The sequence below is a fragment of the Pseudomonas sp. DCB_AW genome, from assembly GCF_026240895.1.
Classification (GTDB): Bacteria; Pseudomonadota; Gammaproteobacteria; order Pseudomonadales; family Pseudomonadaceae; genus Aquipseudomonas; species Aquipseudomonas kermanshahensis.
The window spans coordinates 1-14,056 of sequence record NZ_JAPFCE010000103.1; the positions used below are offsets into that span (position 1 = coordinate 1).

The window sequence follows — 14,056 nt, forward strand, 5'->3', positions numbered from 1 at the left end:
AGGCCGGTGATAACACAGTGAATCTTTAGTGCTATCACCGGCCTCTTCGCAGCACAAGGCTGCTCCTACAGGGATCGCGCGGGGCCGCCGGGCATCACCTAGCCCCACAGCAACGCCACCTGCTTCAACCGCTCACTCGCCGGCACAGGCCGCCCATACAGGTAGCCCTGGAAGTGCGAGCACCCCTCTGCCGCCAGGCGCCGCATCTGCTCTTCTGACTCCACACCCTCGGCCGTGGTCTTGATCATCAGGCTGTTGGACAGGTCGGTAATGGCGCGGATGATCGACATGGCTTCGCGGCTGTCGCACATGTCATGCACGAACGACTTGTCGATCTTGATCCGGTCGAACGGGAACGAACGCAAATACCCCAGCGACGAATACCCGGTACCGAAGTCGTCCAGCGAAATCGACACACCCAGGTCTTTCAGCGCCCGCAAGGTGCGCACGTTCTCCTCACTGTTGCCCAACAACACCGACTCGGTGATCTCCAGCTCCAGGCGCCGCGCCGGCAAGCCCGAATCTGCCAGGGCCAAAGCCACGGTGTGGACCAGGTTGGCATTCTTGAACTGCACCGGGGACAGGTTGACCGACACTGTCTGTTCGCTGTCCCAGCTGGCCGCCTCCTGGCACGCCAGGTTCAGCGCGCGGATGCCGAGCTCGTGAATCAGCCCGGTCTCTTCGGCGATGGGGATGAAGTCCATGGGCATGACCATGCCGCGGGTCGGGTGCTCCCAGCGCAACAACGCCTCATACCCCGTCACACTGCTGGTCTGCTGGTCGACCACCGGCTGGTAGTGCAACTGCAGTTGACCAAGGTGCAGCGCCGTACGCAGGTCGGTTTCGACCAGGCGGCGTTGGCGGGCGGCGACATCCAGCTCGACATTGAAGCACTCGTACCGGTTGCGGCCATTGCGCTTGGCTTCGTACAACGCCATGTCGGCATAGCCCAGCAGTTGTTCGGCCTGGTCATTGTCGTCCGGGGCGATCGCCACGCCGATACTCACACCCACCGTGAACTGATGCCCCTCGATCTGAAACGGCGGGCAAATGGCATTGATCAGGCGCTGCGCGGTATTGCACGCGGCATCACGGCCATCCAGCCCCGTGAGCACGATGGCAAACTCGTCACCGCCCAGGCGGGCCAACGTGTCGTGCTCGCGCAGTTCGCGGCGCAAGCGCTTGCCTAGCTCACGCAGCAGCTTGTCGCCGAACGCGTGACCTAACGAATCGTTGATGTTCTTGAAATTGTCCAGGTCCAGGCACAGGGCAGCGGTCAGCTTGGCGTTCTCATCACCACGCACCAAGGCTTGGCGCAAACGCTCATGGAACAGCGTGCGGTTGGGCAGCCCGGTGAGGGCATCGTGGTGCGCCATATGGTGGATCTGCGCGTGGGCCGCCAACTCTTCAGTGGCATCTTCGGCCACGAACAGCACATAGTCGGCCTGGCCCTCGCGGTGCTGGCTGAGCAGCGTACGGCTGCGCAGGGTGCGTGGCCCGCACTGGGTGTCGACCCGGGTTTCGGCGGCATAGCCCTTGGTGCTGCGTGCCCCGCGAGCGAGCTGTTGCTCCAGGTAATCGGCTGCAGCCGGCGCCAGGCTTTGGGCAGGCAGTTGCCCGATCATGCTCGAACCCGGCACACCAAACAGGCGTTCGGCCTGCTGGTTGGCCAGCAGGATGCGCTGGCTCTCCAGGTCCTGGACCATGACACTGGCCGGGATGTTGGCTATGACCGAGTCGAGAAACTGCGACAGCTTGGCCATCTCTTGGCTGTACTGTTCGGCCAGTTCCTTGGCTTTGAGCAGCTCCAGCTCCTGCTGGTGGCGTTCGGAGATGTCGCGGGTGACCTTGGCGAACCCCACCAGGCGGCCGTCATCGTCATGCACCGCGTCGATCACCACATGCGCATGGAAGGCCGAGCCATCCTTGCGCAGCCGCACACCCACCTCTTCGAAGCGCCCCGTGCAACGCGCCTGTTCAAGGTTGTGCGCGGGCAGCCCGGCAGCCCGTTCGGCCTCGCTGTAGAACAACGAGTAATGCTGGCCGACGATCTCGTCGGCAAGGTACCCCTTGGCCCGCTGGGCGCCGGGGTTCCAGTTGGCAACAATGCCTTCGGGGGTGAGCAGGTAGATGGCATAGTCCACCACACTCTGGATCAACAGCCGATACATGATGTCGGGGCTTGCGACTAGCGACATGAAAATAACCTGAACCTTCGACGGGCACGAAAAGGACCCCGGCGCTGCGCGACCGGGTCTTGTACAGAGGTGATGGCATTATGCCGGTCACTCGGATTTTGTGAAGTGGTTCACAAAATTTTGCTGCACTGTCCTTTGCCGAATGAAGGCGGGCGAGTCTTGCGCATAGCAACGCAGCAGCCAGTTGCGGATCAGAGAGGCCTGATCAGCGGTGGTCGGCAGCAGTTCGATGGGCAACATGGCGTTGCGGGCTCGGGTAAAACGACCATTCTAGAGCCACCGCGTTGTAGGAGCAGCCTTGTGCTGCGAAGAGGCCGGTGATAACACGGTGAGCATTTGCTGGTGTCACCGGCCTCTTCGCAGCACAAGGCTGCTCCTACACGATTAAACGATTGCTAGCTTTGCTCAGTACCTGATCATCACCGATTTGAGCTCGGTGTAATCCTCGATGAACGCACTGCCAAACTCACGCCCTACCCCCGATGCCTTCGACCCACCAAACGGCACCGCCGGGTCGAGGAAGGTGTGCATGTTGACCCACACCGTGCCCGCTTCGATCTGCGGGATCAGCCGCAGCGCCTTGGACAGGTCGTTGGTCCACAGGCTGGCGGTCAGGCCATAGGGGCTATCGTTCATCAACGCCAGCAGCTGCTCTTCATCGTCGAACGGCAGCACACAGACGATCGGGCCGAACGTTTCCTCGTGCAGCAACGGGTCACTGGCGTCATTGGCCAGCACCACCGTAGGCTCGACGAAGTAGCCCGGCCGGTCGAGCGCCTTTGCCCCACAAACCACCGTGTTGCTGGCCCGGGCACGCTCGAAGAAGCCGAGAATCTTCTGCAGGTGCGCAGCATTGGCCAAAGGGCCGAACTGGGCGTCGGGGTCCAGCGCCGAACCAATCTTCAACTGCCCCAGCGCTTCACCCAGCTTGCGGGTAAATTCCTGAACCTTGCTGCGGTGCACATACACCCGCTCCGGCGATGCGCACACTTGCCCCTGGTGCACGAAGGCCGTCTGCAGGATGCCTGCCACGGCGCCGTCCACGTCCACATCGGCCAGCAAGGCTGCCGGGTTCTTGCCCCCCAGCTCCAGCGTGGCGCGGGTCAGGTTCGCCGCCATCGCGGCCTTGCCGACGGCGATACCGGTCGGCACCGAGCCTGTGAACGCGACCTTGGCCACGAGCGGGTGCTCAATCAACAGCTGGCCCGCCTGCCCGCGCCCATTGACCACGTTGAACGCCCCCGCCGGCACCCCTGCCTCGACCGCCAGTTCGGCGATGCGCAGCAGCGTCAGCGGCGTGAATTCGCTGGGTTTGATCACGATGGTGCAACCGGTTACCAAGGCAGAGGCGATCTTCCAGATACCGATCATCACCGAGAAATTCCACGGCACAATCCCCGCGACCACGCCCACCGGCTCGCGCAGGGTAAAGGCGGTGTAGCACTCGCCACCGAATGAAGGCAGCGACGGGGTCATGGTCTGCCCAGTGATCTTGGTCGCCCAACCCGCGAAATAACGCAGGAAGACTACACTTTGAGCGATCTCCAACCCCCGCGAGAGGTTGATCGACTTGCCGGAACACAGGGTCTCGAGCTGTGCCAGCTCTTCGGCATTGGCCTCGATCAGGTCAGCCAAGCGGTTGAGCACTACGCCTTTCTGATAGGGCGAAACCTCAGCCCAACTGCCCTTGAAGGCCTGCCGGGCACTGTGCACCGCACGTGCTACTTCCGCCTCGCTGGCCTCGGCAACCCGGCTGATGACTGTACCGCTGGAGGGGTCGTGGATATCGACTGACGGCCCCGCCTCACCCGCCTGGTATTGGCCATCGATGAAATGGCCATGGGGCCTGGCGAGGAACTCGACCACGGCAGGTAACAGCTGGATATCGCTCATGACATGACTCCTGGAAGGCAGCGCAAAAGTGTGTGCGGGCCGATCTTCAGGCCCCTGCCTACTTGCCTGCCAGCCCCGACTGGCGTTTTGTCAGGGAGCCTCAAGAGAATGTCACGCTGGCCAAATCACCACGCCGGTCCAGGCGGCACACTGCGATCACTGCGATATCTGCATAACCCATAACAACATCGGAGATAGCCAATGCGTCGCGTAGACAGGCTTAGCATCTCGGCAGCCCTGGCCTTGGCCCTGGCTGCGAGCACAAGCGCGGTGCGGGCCGACCTGCCCGCCGAAGAGATCGGCCAGAACAACCTGCCGTTCCCGCCGGACCCCCACCGTGTCTACATCCTCGATGTGGACTTCAAGAACCCCATAGCCGGCAAGGTGGTGGTGGTCGATCCCAAGGCCAAGCGCATGCTCGGCATGACCACCAACGCCTTCGTCGCCCCAACAGCGTTGAGCCCGGACAACCGCACCCTGTACTCGGCCAACCTGTTCTACTCGCGTGGCACCTACGGCGAACGCACCGATGTGCTGGTGGCCTGGGACACCCAGACCCTGCGCCCGCAATGGGAAGTGGTACTGCCCGCCAAGCGCGCCTCCACGCTTACCGAGAAGTACGCGATGGGTGTCAGCGCCGACAGCAAGCTGGCGTATGTCTTCAACCTGACGCCGTCGACATCGGTGACCGTGGTCAATACTCAGACGCACACGGTCGCCAGCGAAGTCGCCATCAGCGGCTGCGTACTCAACTACCCAGTCGGCAAACGCAGCTTCGCGTCACTGTGCGGTGACGGCCAACTGCTGGTGGTGACACTGGATGATGACGGCAAGGAAGTCTCACGCACCCAGACGCCGTTCTTCGACCCAAACAAGGTCCGCCTCAACGAGCGCGCCATCGCCAACGGCGACACCTACTATTTCACCACCACCCATGGCGAGGTGTACCCGGTGAGTTTCGAAGGGGGCAAGGCCAAGCCGCAGCCCACCTGGTCGCTGGTCAGCGACGAGGAACGCAAGCAAGGCTGGGCGCCGGGTGGCTGGCAAGCCCTGGCCTTGGCGCCAGGCCTGAACCGGCTGTATGCGCTGATGCATGACCAGCACACCGATGGCAAATGGGAAGACCCGAGCACCACCATCTGGGCGTTCGACCTGAAGACGGGCAAGAAACTCGGCACGCTCGACTCGCCCAAGCCAGTCTGGAGCCTGCAGGCCAGCCATGACAAGGCGCCCATCCTGGTGGCCACCGACCTGGAAGGCGGCGTGCAGTTCTTCGACCTGGCCACCGGCAAGCACAGCGGTGCCATGGACCAGATCGCCGACACGCCCGTGCTCACCTTGGCCCCTTGGTAAACAGGAGACCCGACCATGCTCGACCCTGTTCTCGTGATTGCCAGCAGTACCGCTTTGGCGACGCTGCTGGCCAGTGCCGCCAGCCACAAGCTACGTGACCTGCGCGCGTTCAGCGCCATCGTGCGCGCCTACCAACTGCTGCCAGCACCCCTGGCACCGGTAGCCACGGCAAGCCTTGCACTGGCCGAACTGGCCCTGGCGCTGGCCTTGCTGCTACCCGGTGGGCGAGCCAGCGCGGCGTTGGCGGTGGTGCTGTTGATGGCGCTGTATGCCAGCGCCATCGGCATCAACCTGTGGCGTGGCCGCCGCGACATCGATTGCGGCTGTTCAGGCCCCGGCGCTGCCCAGCCACTGCGCCCAGTGCTGTTGCTGCGCAACCTGGTGATCGCCCTGTTGGCCGGCCTGGCGGCGCTGCCCATGGCCGAGCGTGCACTCGGTGCCCTGGATATTTTCGTAGTGATTGCGGCCAGTGCCGTGGCGCTGCTGATTCATGTGGCGGTGGATGGCCTGCTGGCCAACCAGCCGCGTCTTGCCAAATTGACTGGGAGATAACCCATGCAACTGCTTATCGCATCGAACATTCTGCTCTGGCTGCTGCTGATCGCGGTGGCGTTCACGGTCATGGCCCTGGTGCGCCAGATCGGCGTGCTGCATGGCCGCATCGCGCCTGCCGGTGCGCTGATGGTAGACAAAGGCGTGACGGTCAACGACCCCGCCCCACAGGTCACCGCCGCCGACCGCCATGGCCGCCCGGTAAACATCGGCTACCGCAGCGAACGCTCGCAACTGCTGTTCTTCCTCGCGCCCGGCTGCCCGGTGTGCAAATCGCTGCTGCCGGCGATCAAGTCGATCGCCAAGGACAACAGCGGCGAGCTGGACGTGATCTATGTCAGCGACGGTGATTTTGCCGAACAGCAGGCCCTGATCGACGCCAACGACTTGCAGCAAGCCACCTACGTGGTCGGCCCCGAGATCGGCATGACCTACCAGATTGGCAAGCTGCCGTACGCCGTGTTGATCGACCAGGCCGGCACCCTGCGCGCCAAGGGCCTGGTCAACTCCCGCGAGCACCTGGACAGCCTGTTCGAGACCGTGCACCTGGGCAGCGCGAGCCTGCAGCAGTACCTGCACAGCAACCACGCGCAGGGCCATGCTCACGACCATGAGCATGACCATGCCCACCCACACAGCGCGCAACACTGATCGCGGAGCACACCATGAGTTTTCTCGACAAACTGTTTGAACGCTCCAGCCGTCATGTCGCCGACACCACCTCACGGCGCAAGGTGCTGGCGCGCCTGGGCTCGCTGATCGTCGCCGGCGCTGCCCTGCCGGTGCTGCTGCCGATCGACCGCACCGCCAAGGCGCTGGCCGCCGAGCAGCCGAAAATGGGCGACCCAGGCGACCCGACCAGCTGTGACTACTGGCGCAACTGCTCGATCGACGGTTTCCTGTGCTCGTGCTGCGGCGGTTCGATTACCTCCTGCCCGCCCGGCACCGATGCCTCGCTGGTGACCTGGATCGGCACCTGCCGCAACCCGGCAGATGGCAAGAACTACATCATCTCGTACAACGACTGCTGCGGTAAGCACGCGTGCGGCCAGTGCGCCTGCTCGCGCAACGACGATGAACAACCCTTGTATCGCCCGTTCAACAACAACGACATCAACTGGTGCCTCGGGGCTGAGTCGAAGATCTACAACTGCACCGTTACCATCATCCGCGGTGTGGCGGTCTAGCGCCGTGAAGGCCCTGACCGCGGTGTTGATCCTGTGCCTGCTGGCGCCTGTCGCCCAGGCCAGGACCCTGCCCAACCCCAACCAGCGCCCGGCGCCGGGCAACGAGGTGCCACCGGTGCCGATTGCCCAGGCCGGTTACTCGGTGCCGGTGAATTATCTGTTGCAATGCGCCGGCTGCCACCGCGACAACGGCGAAGGCTCGGCGGCCAACGACACGCCGCGCATGCAGGGGTTTGTCGGCAACTTCCTGCGGGTGCCGGGCGGGCGCGAGTTTCTGGTGCGGGTGCCGGGGATTTCCCAGTCGGCGCTTAATGATCAGCAGATTGCCGATTTGCTTAATTGGCTGCTGGCGCGGGATGGGATGGCCGGCAACAGCTCACCCGAGCAATGGCCGCCGTACAGCGGCGAGGAAGTACATCGAGTACGTCAGAACAGCATGCTCAACCTGCCGCATGTGCGCGCCGGGTTGATCGAAGCGATGCAGGCCAAGGGCATTGCCATCAGCGATGGGCTTGGCCACTGAATCACGCAAGCGTTGTGCCTTCAGCCCGCCCTGTCAGCGGGCTTTTTTTTGGTTGTCGGGTTGGGGTTGCGGTTGCGGTTGCGGTTGCGGTTGCGGTTGCGGTTGCGGTTGCGGTTGGGGGTGTTCGTCGCTGGATTTTCGGCGCCTGTGAGATCGAGCGCCGCCCGCGCGGCGCATCGCGAGCAACGCTCGCTCCTACGTTTGTTTCGGGCCAATTATTCCTGGGGCAAACGCGCGCGACCGTTTTGGTGCATGGCGCGATATTGCGTTGGACCAACAAGGCGGTCGCGCGCAAATGGCACAGAACTCACTGGCCCGAAACAAACGTAGGAGCGAGCGTTGCTCGCGATGCGCCGCGCGGGCGGCGCTCGATCTACGCCCCACCTCACAACCTGAGGCAGGCACCTCGTCGCCCTCCCCCAACCTGCCAAAGTGCAACATCTGGAAACAAACCTGTATCAATTGGCTACATCCCAGCGCATTCCAACGCACTAATCACACCACTACCACTGCCAACACACTCATCAAAAATAAAATTAATCTCAATTAAAACAATGCACTAGCCAATACCCTCTGCTTTACCCCCACCTCTCAGGCCCGTTTTTTGCTTGAAAATTCAAGTGAATTGTAATGCTTTAAGGCACCCCTCCAAGAGTTCGCCCAAGCGAACCGTTCCACGTCTTACCGCGCGAGGCCCCCATGACACCAGCAACCCGTGTTACCGACGATCACTTCCAGGCCTGGCTCAGCCAGGTCAACGATGCCTGCGGCCACTTCAACGCCCGCAAGCTTGACGCAGGCTTCGTCGGCCAGCTCGAAAAGTGCCAGGTAGGCCAGATTTCCATGAGCATCGTCGACATGACCCACGTCAACCTGTTCCGCGGCCCGCGGGAAATACGCGCCAGCGGTGCCGACAACTACTATGCCGTCCTGCAGATGGCCGGCACCTCGCATATCGAGCACCAGGATGCACGCATAGAGCTGCGGCCCGGCGACCTGACCCTGATCGACGCCAGTGCCCCGCTGGACATGCACTTCCACCAGCGCTCGCGCCAGTTGTCGCTGATTTTGCCGCGCACTCAGGTCGAAAGCGGCACCCGCGGCGTTAGCGTGGCCTGCGCCAAACGCATCGAAGCGCAAACCCCATTGGCCAGCATGGCCCGCCAGATGATGCTCGAAGCCGGCCGCACCCAGCACATGGCCAACAACGAAAGCCAGGCCGTACTGGAGGCGCTGATCGCCTTGCTGCGCCCCGCCATCACCCAGGACTCGGTGCCCGGCAGCCACGAGCGCATGTTCCGCAAGGCCCTGGCACTGATTGACCAGCGCATCACCTGCGAAAGCCTGACACCTGAGTTCATTGCCCGCGAAGTCGGCATCTCCATGCGCAGCCTGTACCGCATCTTCGCCAAACACGACCTGGTCATCGCCCAGTACATCCGCAACCGCCGCCTCGACTTCTGCGCCGAAAGCCTGCGCAACCCGTCGATGGATCAGAAGGTGTCGTCGCTGGGGTATGCCTGGGGGTTTTCCGATTCGAGTTACTTCAGCACCGCATTCAAAGGCCGGTTTGGCATGACCCCAGGCGAGTACCGCAAGCGTCACGCCAACTGACAAGCCCAGCAAACACCCTGGCAGGCACAACAAAACCCGCCCGCCTGTACTCGCACACAATCAAGCAGAACACCAACAAGAAGCAGCCCCGCGCTGCCCTACCCAGGAACCGTGCGTGATGTCGACCGTCGTATCCAGCAAGTTCGTAATGCCCTTCCTGCTCGCCGCGCTGGCCAGCCCGCTGGCCCTGGCCGAAGACTGCGCAGCCCCGCAGCGTCAACAGGGCGAACAGGTGTTCGCGCGTGACTGCGCCGCGTGCCATTCGGCGCAAAAGGATGGCCCAGTGATGATGGGCCCCAACCTCCACGACGTGGTGGGCCGTACCCCCGGTACCGTGCCAGGGGCCAATTACTCTCAGGCCATGAAAACCCGCCAGGCGGCCTGGACGGCACAAAGCATCGGTGCCTTCATTGCCCAGCCACAGGCGGCAGTACCCGGCACCTACATGCCTTATGCAGGGTTGCCGGACGCGGGCGAACGCCAGTCGGTGACGTGTTTCCTCGCCGGCCTCAAGTAACCACGTTTGCCCACGAAGGCCCCGCAATGGGGCCTTCTGCGTTTTTAACGCCCGCCCCATCAGCTTGGCACACCGCCAAAGTCAACTGGCAGCCAGGGCAAAAGCCCAGGGCTGGGCTTGCTTCATGATCATTGGCACGTCTTCGGAACTTCTGCCAAAACCATGACAAAGGAAGCCAGACCATGCACCACCGCCCGTTCCGCCTAACCTTGGCCGCACTCCTGGCCGGGGCTTCGCTGAGTGCGTCCGCGCACGAGCTGTACAGCGATGCCGAACGCCATCTGAACGCCAATGTGGAAGCCGTGTTCGGTGCATTCCACAGCGAACGCAGCTACGCCATCGCCCGCGACCAACCCGGCTCCACCTCGTGGCGGGAAGGCTATATCAAGTATGGCTTGAGCGCCGACCAGGCCCTGGGCAGCGTCGGTTCGCTGTATGGCGCCTTCGCCATGCTCAGCTCAGCGACCTGGGGCGACGGTGATGCTGCCGGCTTCAGCGATGGCAGCGAACGCACCAGCAAGATCGAGGATGCCTACGTGGGCTGGAAGTCCGGCAACCTGGTGCCGATCCTGGGCGAGGACGGTATCGACCTGTCATTCGGCAAGCAGATGGTCGCCGTGGGCGATGGGTTTCTGCTTCAGGGTGACTCGCTGAACGTCGGCCATGGCCTTGCCGATGGTCAGTTCAACCGGGGCGGTGCGTACTACCTCGCCGCCCGCAAGAGCTTCGACAAGACCGCCGTGCTGCGCCTGGGCGGCAGCAGTGGTTGGCGCGGCGACCTGATGTGGCTGCAGTCAGACAACCGCGCCCAGGCCAACACCGAACTGCACGTGGCCACCCTTGAGCACGTGGCGGACGCCGGCACCGTCGGCCTGACCTATATCGGCACTACCCATGTCGACGAGCAGTACGCCTCCCCACTGCAACTGGAACGCGATGGCATGAAGACTTACAGCCTGCGTGGCCAGGGCAATGCCGGGGTAGAAAACCTGTTTCTGTCCGGGGAATACGCCAAACAGGACAAGCCCCATACCGCCACCGAAGACGCCTGGTACCTGGAAGCCGGCTGGACCTTCGCCGACCTGCCCTGGCAACCGAACCTGAGCTACCGCTACAGCCGCTTTTCCGAGCAGTACGACACGCTGTTCTATGGGCTCGGGCGCGGGTTGGGTACCTGGTTCCAGGGTGAGGTGGCCGGTAACTATGCCGGGCCGTTCAACAGCAATGCGCGGGTGCAGAAGGTCGGCCTGACGGTCAGCCCGACGCCGACGTTGAACCTTGGCGTGATGGGGTTCCATTTCGACACCATCGATCGCAGCCTGGGCAATGTGGACGGACGCGAACTGGATATCTATGCCGAGTGGACCCTCAATGATCACCTGATGATCGTGCCGCTGGTGGGGTTGTATCAGCCGGATCGTAGCGTGGAGCAAGGGGGGACGCAGTTGGGCAACAACCACGACAACCTGTATGGCCAGGTGGTGTTCGTCAGTACCTTCTGAGCTGAAGATCTGGGGCTGCTTTGCAGCCCCAGCATCCGTGACTACCGCTCTGGCACCGGCAACGGCGCGTCGCTGTTCCACGCCGTCACTGGCCGGCTGAACAGGTTCTCGGTCTGGAAATGCGCCATGCGCCACTGGCCCTCTTCCAGCGCAAAGCGCACGGTCAGCCGGGCAGCATTGAGGTGCGAGGCGCCGTCGGCAAAGGTACTGGTCTGCAACATCACCCAGCGCCCCACTCCTTCCTCACCGACCACCTCGATAACCTCACTGGTCAGAAAGTGCACATTCAAGGCGAAATGCGCCGGGGTCTTCATGTAGGTGGCGAACATCGCCCGGATCGCTTCGCGCCCGCGGTAGCCGCCAAAGCTCTCGGCGTACTTGGCGCCCTTGCCCTCCCACACCGCGTCACGGCAAAACAGCTGCGCCAGTTCATCGAGCGGGGATTGCGCGTCCAGTTGGTCGCACAATGCCATGTAGCGGTTGATGCAGACGCGGATGGCCTGCTGGTGTTCAAAGCTGCGCAGGCGGGCCTGGAGTTCGAGGATATCGGTCATCGCAATCGTGGCCTCAATGATCGTTGCCGGCGTACAGGTTCAGCAGCAAGCGCTCGGCCACTGCCAGCAATTTCTCGTCGGCGCCTTTGGCCGCCACCAGTTGCAGGCCAACCGGCAAACCGGCCTCGCTGCCCAGCGGAATGCTCAATGCCGGGTGCCCCGACAGGTTGAACGGCCGCACCAGCGAGGTCATGCCCAGCACCGCGCGGGTATCGGCGGCGTCCTCCAGGCGCAGTGGGAAGTCCGGCATGGTCGGCAGGGCCAGGACATCGAAGTTGGCCAGGGCCTGGTCGACTTCTTCAGTAAAGCGTCGACGCACCTCCTCTGCCTCGGCCAGCGCCGTGTCAGTGGTCTGCCCCGCTGCCGCCAGGCGCCCGGCGATATCGCTGCCGACCTTGCCGGTTTGCAGAAGGTGGCCACAGCCTTCGAACGTCTCGCGGTTGATCACGACCATGCCGGCGTCATAGGCGGCGCCAAAGTGTTTGAGTTCGACATTGCCCAACGGCAAGCCACTGGCGCTCAGGGCCCCGTGCACCACTTTGTGGATGGCGGCCTCGGCGGTCACCCGCAATACGCCGATGCGCGCCCTGGCCGGTACCTGGGCGGGGACGAAACTGGGGTCGATCATGCTCATGGCGCGTACCAGCATCGGCAGGCTCGCGGCGAACGGGCCAACGCAGTCGAGGCTGGTGCGGGCCGGCATCACGCCTTTACGGCTTACCCGGCCAAACGTCGGCTTGAGGCCGAACACGCCACAGCAACAGGCCGGGACACGCACCGAGCCACCGGTGTCGGTGCCCAGGCTGAAATCCGCCAGGCCAGCGGCCACCGCAGCAGCCGAGCCGCTGGACGAGCCACCGGGTATGCGCCCCGGAAAGCGCGGGTTGGCGGCCGTGCCGGTATAGCGGTTGATGCCGGTCGTGCCGAACGCCAGTTCGTGCAGGCTAACCTTGCCGGTCAGCCGGGCACCGGCCGCCAGCAACTGGCTGACCACGTCGGCATGCCGCTCGGCCAGCGGCGCATCCTCTAACGCCTGGCTGCTGGCGCGGGTCGCGGTACCGGCGACATCGATGGTGTCCTTGACCACGACCCGGGGGCCGGTGCCGCCCAGATCAAGGGTTTCTACTATGATTGTCATTGTTGTGCAGCCCTCTTCAAGAATGGATGCCGGGCCTGGGCCCAGCCGATAAAATGCGTGCCGATTACTTGAAATGTCAACTGAACATTCCAGTATTATGCGCCCGCTTTACGGTAGCCAAATGCGCGGAAACGTCTATGATGTCGCGACTATTTCCGCACAAGTAGTGAATCGATGAGCAACTCGAAAAACACAGGCCACAGCCACCACGACCCGGCCAGCGATGAATTTCGCAAGGAAGATTTCCCCTTCTACTGGCTGGCGCGCGTGCATGGCCGCTACACCCAGAACATGGAACGTCTGCTCAAGAAGATCGACCTCGACGTGCCGCGCTGGCGCGTGCTGTGGATCCTCAACGAGAACGGTGAATCGAGCATTTCCGAGATCTCCACCCACGCCATCGCCAAGCTGTCGACCATCACCAAGATCGTCTACCGCATGAAGGACGACGGCCTGGTCGATACCGCGCCAAGCCCGGAGGATGGGCGCGTGACCCAGGTGCGGATCACCGAAGTCGGCCTGCAGAACATCGAGCGCATGCAGGACGTGACGCGCGAACTGTTCCAGCGCAGTTTCAAGGGGCTGACCGAAGCGCAGGTGCAGCGCCTGAACCGGATGCTGGAAGTGGTGTTCCATAACCTCGAAACCCCTTAACGCCCAATTCCCTTCCTGTAGGAGCAGCCTTGTGCTGCGAAGAGGCCAGTGCAAACGGCACACATCGCCGGTACTTTCACCGGCCACTTCGCAGCTGTAGGAGCAGCCTTGTGCTGCGAAGAGGCCAGTGCAAACGGCACACATCGCCGGTACTTTCACCGGCCTCTTCGCAGCTGTAGGAGCAGCCTTGTGCTGCGAAGAGGCCAGTGCAAACGGCACACATCGCCGGTACTTTCACCGGCCTCTTCGCAGCTGTAGGAGCAGCCTTGTGCTGCGAAGAGGCCAGTGCAAACGGCACACATCGCCGGTACTTTCACCGGCCTCTTCGCAGCTGTAGGAGCAGCCTTGTGCTGCGAAGAGGCCAGTGCAAA

At 63.0% G+C, this 14,056-nt stretch carries 14 protein-coding genes; 9 read left to right on the plus strand and 5 right to left on the minus strand.

Going from position 1 to position 14,056, the window contains the following annotated elements; genetic code table 11:
- Positions 1-98: 98 nt before the first annotated feature.
- The 3 genes from OO306_RS26650 to OO306_RS26660 all read right to left on the minus strand — a co-directional run bounded on the left by OO306_RS26650 (position 99) and on the right by OO306_RS26660 (position 4,091).
- Positions 99-2,198 carry a bifunctional diguanylate cyclase/phosphodiesterase gene (locus OO306_RS26650; protein ID WP_027595344.1) on the minus strand — a complete coding sequence of 700 codons (2,100 nt, stop codon included), beginning with the start codon at positions 2,196-2,198 and terminating at the stop codon, positions 99-101.
- Between the two features lie 87 nt (positions 2,199-2,285).
- On the minus strand, positions 2,286-2,438 hold the full coding sequence (locus tag OO306_RS26655; protein ID WP_265970290.1) for a hypothetical protein: 153 nt from the start codon (positions 2,436-2,438) through the stop codon (positions 2,286-2,288).
- A 165-nt stretch (positions 2,439-2,603) separates the two neighbouring features.
- Positions 2,604-4,091 (minus strand): aldehyde dehydrogenase family protein, encoded by a 1,488-nt coding sequence (locus tag OO306_RS26660; RefSeq protein WP_238216789.1) that lies wholly within the window; start codon positions 4,089-4,091, stop codon positions 2,604-2,606.
- A 201-nt stretch (positions 4,092-4,292) separates the two neighbouring features.
- On the opposite strand from OO306_RS26660, the gene OO306_RS26665 reads away from it, so the two are divergent.
- The 8 genes from OO306_RS26665 (at position 4,293) to OO306_RS26700 (ending at position 11,339) form a co-directional block, all read left to right on the plus strand.
- Positions 4,293-5,444: an amine dehydrogenase large subunit gene (locus OO306_RS26665; RefSeq protein ID WP_238216791.1), complete on the plus strand. Its 1,152-nt coding sequence runs from the start codon at positions 4,293-4,295 to the stop codon at positions 5,442-5,444.
- A 15-nt stretch (positions 5,445-5,459) separates the two neighbouring features.
- Positions 5,460-5,996: a MauE/DoxX family redox-associated membrane protein gene (locus tag OO306_RS26670; RefSeq protein WP_099429009.1), complete on the plus strand. Its 537-nt coding sequence runs from the start codon at positions 5,460-5,462 to the stop codon at positions 5,994-5,996.
- Between the two features lie 3 nt (positions 5,997-5,999).
- Complete coding sequence (gene mauD / locus OO306_RS26675) at positions 6,000-6,647, plus strand: methylamine dehydrogenase accessory protein MauD (RefSeq protein WP_265970291.1); 648 nt, start codon at positions 6,000-6,002, stop codon at positions 6,645-6,647.
- Between the two features lie 14 nt (positions 6,648-6,661).
- Positions 6,662-7,183, plus strand: a complete 522-nt coding sequence (locus tag OO306_RS26680) for a methylamine dehydrogenase light chain (RefSeq protein ID WP_027595339.1) — start codon at positions 6,662-6,664, stop codon at positions 7,181-7,183.
- 4 nt (positions 7,184-7,187) lie between these two features.
- Positions 7,188-7,706 carry a cytochrome C gene (locus OO306_RS26685; protein WP_265970292.1) on the plus strand — a complete coding sequence of 173 codons (519 nt, stop codon included), beginning with the start codon at positions 7,188-7,190 and terminating at the stop codon, positions 7,704-7,706.
- A gap of 699 nt (positions 7,707-8,405) precedes the next feature.
- Complete coding sequence (gene feaR / locus OO306_RS26690; protein ID WP_099429006.1) at positions 8,406-9,320, plus strand: transcriptional regulator FeaR; 915 nt, start codon at positions 8,406-8,408, stop codon at positions 9,318-9,320.
- Positions 9,321-9,438: 118 nt separating this feature from the next.
- Positions 9,439-9,837: a cytochrome c family protein gene (locus OO306_RS26695; RefSeq protein WP_027595336.1), complete on the plus strand. Its 399-nt coding sequence runs from the start codon at positions 9,439-9,441 to the stop codon at positions 9,835-9,837.
- A gap of 182 nt (positions 9,838-10,019) precedes the next feature.
- A complete protein-coding gene (locus OO306_RS26700) occupies positions 10,020-11,339 on the plus strand; it encodes an alginate export family protein (RefSeq protein WP_238216797.1) in 1,320 nt (439 codons plus the stop codon).
- 41 nt (positions 11,340-11,380) lie between these two features.
- Here OO306_RS26700 and OO306_RS26705 read toward each other — a convergent pair whose 3' ends face one another.
- Both OO306_RS26705 and OO306_RS26710 read right to left on the minus strand, forming a co-directional pair.
- Positions 11,381-11,893: a nuclear transport factor 2 family protein gene (locus tag OO306_RS26705; protein ID WP_265970293.1), complete on the minus strand. Its 513-nt coding sequence runs from the start codon at positions 11,891-11,893 to the stop codon at positions 11,381-11,383.
- Positions 11,894-11,906: 13 nt separating this feature from the next.
- On the minus strand, positions 11,907-13,031 hold the full coding sequence (locus tag OO306_RS26710) for an amidase (RefSeq protein WP_099453750.1): 1,125 nt from the start codon (positions 13,029-13,031) through the stop codon (positions 11,907-11,909).
- 174 nt (positions 13,032-13,205) lie between these two features.
- Between OO306_RS26710 and OO306_RS26715 the strand changes: the two genes are divergently transcribed.
- Entirely contained in the window at positions 13,206-13,685 is a 480-nt protein-coding gene (locus tag OO306_RS26715) for a MarR family winged helix-turn-helix transcriptional regulator (RefSeq protein WP_027595332.1), read from the plus strand.
- Positions 13,686-14,056: the final 371 nt, after the last annotated feature.

Bases quoted from the DNA above. Each gene is read 5' to 3' on its own strand.
- OO306_RS26670 (WP_099429009.1), top strand. From the start codon at position 5,460: ATGCTCGACCCTGTTCTCGTGATTGCCAGCAGTACCGCTTTGGCGACG.
- OO306_RS26650 (WP_027595344.1), bottom strand. From the start codon at position 2,198: ATGTCGCTAGTCGCAAGCCCCGACATCATGTATCGGCTGTTGATCCAG.
- OO306_RS26660 (WP_238216789.1), bottom strand. From the start codon at position 4,091: ATGAGCGATATCCAGCTGTTACCTGCCGTGGTCGAGTTCCTCGCCAGG.
- OO306_RS26705 (WP_265970293.1), bottom strand. From the start codon at position 11,893: ATGACCGATATCCTCGAACTCCAGGCCCGCCTGCGCAGCTTTGAACAC.
- OO306_RS26715 (WP_027595332.1), top strand. From the start codon at position 13,206: ATGAGCAACTCGAAAAACACAGGCCACAGCCACCACGACCCGGCCAGC.
- feaR (WP_099429006.1), top strand. From the start codon at position 8,406: ATGACACCAGCAACCCGTGTTACCGACGATCACTTCCAGGCCTGGCTC.
- OO306_RS26700 (WP_238216797.1), top strand. From the start codon at position 10,020: ATGCACCACCGCCCGTTCCGCCTAACCTTGGCCGCACTCCTGGCCGGG.
- OO306_RS26695 (WP_027595336.1), top strand. From the start codon at position 9,439: ATGTCGACCGTCGTATCCAGCAAGTTCGTAATGCCCTTCCTGCTCGCC.
- OO306_RS26655 (WP_265970290.1), bottom strand. From the start codon at position 2,438: ATGTTGCCCATCGAACTGCTGCCGACCACCGCTGATCAGGCCTCTCTG.
- mauD (WP_265970291.1), top strand. From the start codon at position 6,000: ATGCAACTGCTTATCGCATCGAACATTCTGCTCTGGCTGCTGCTGATC.
- OO306_RS26665 (WP_238216791.1), top strand. From the start codon at position 4,293: ATGCGTCGCGTAGACAGGCTTAGCATCTCGGCAGCCCTGGCCTTGGCC.
- OO306_RS26710 (WP_099453750.1), bottom strand. From the start codon at position 13,031: ATGACAATCATAGTAGAAACCCTTGATCTGGGCGGCACCGGCCCCCGG.
- OO306_RS26680 (WP_027595339.1), top strand. From the start codon at position 6,662: ATGAGTTTTCTCGACAAACTGTTTGAACGCTCCAGCCGTCATGTCGCC.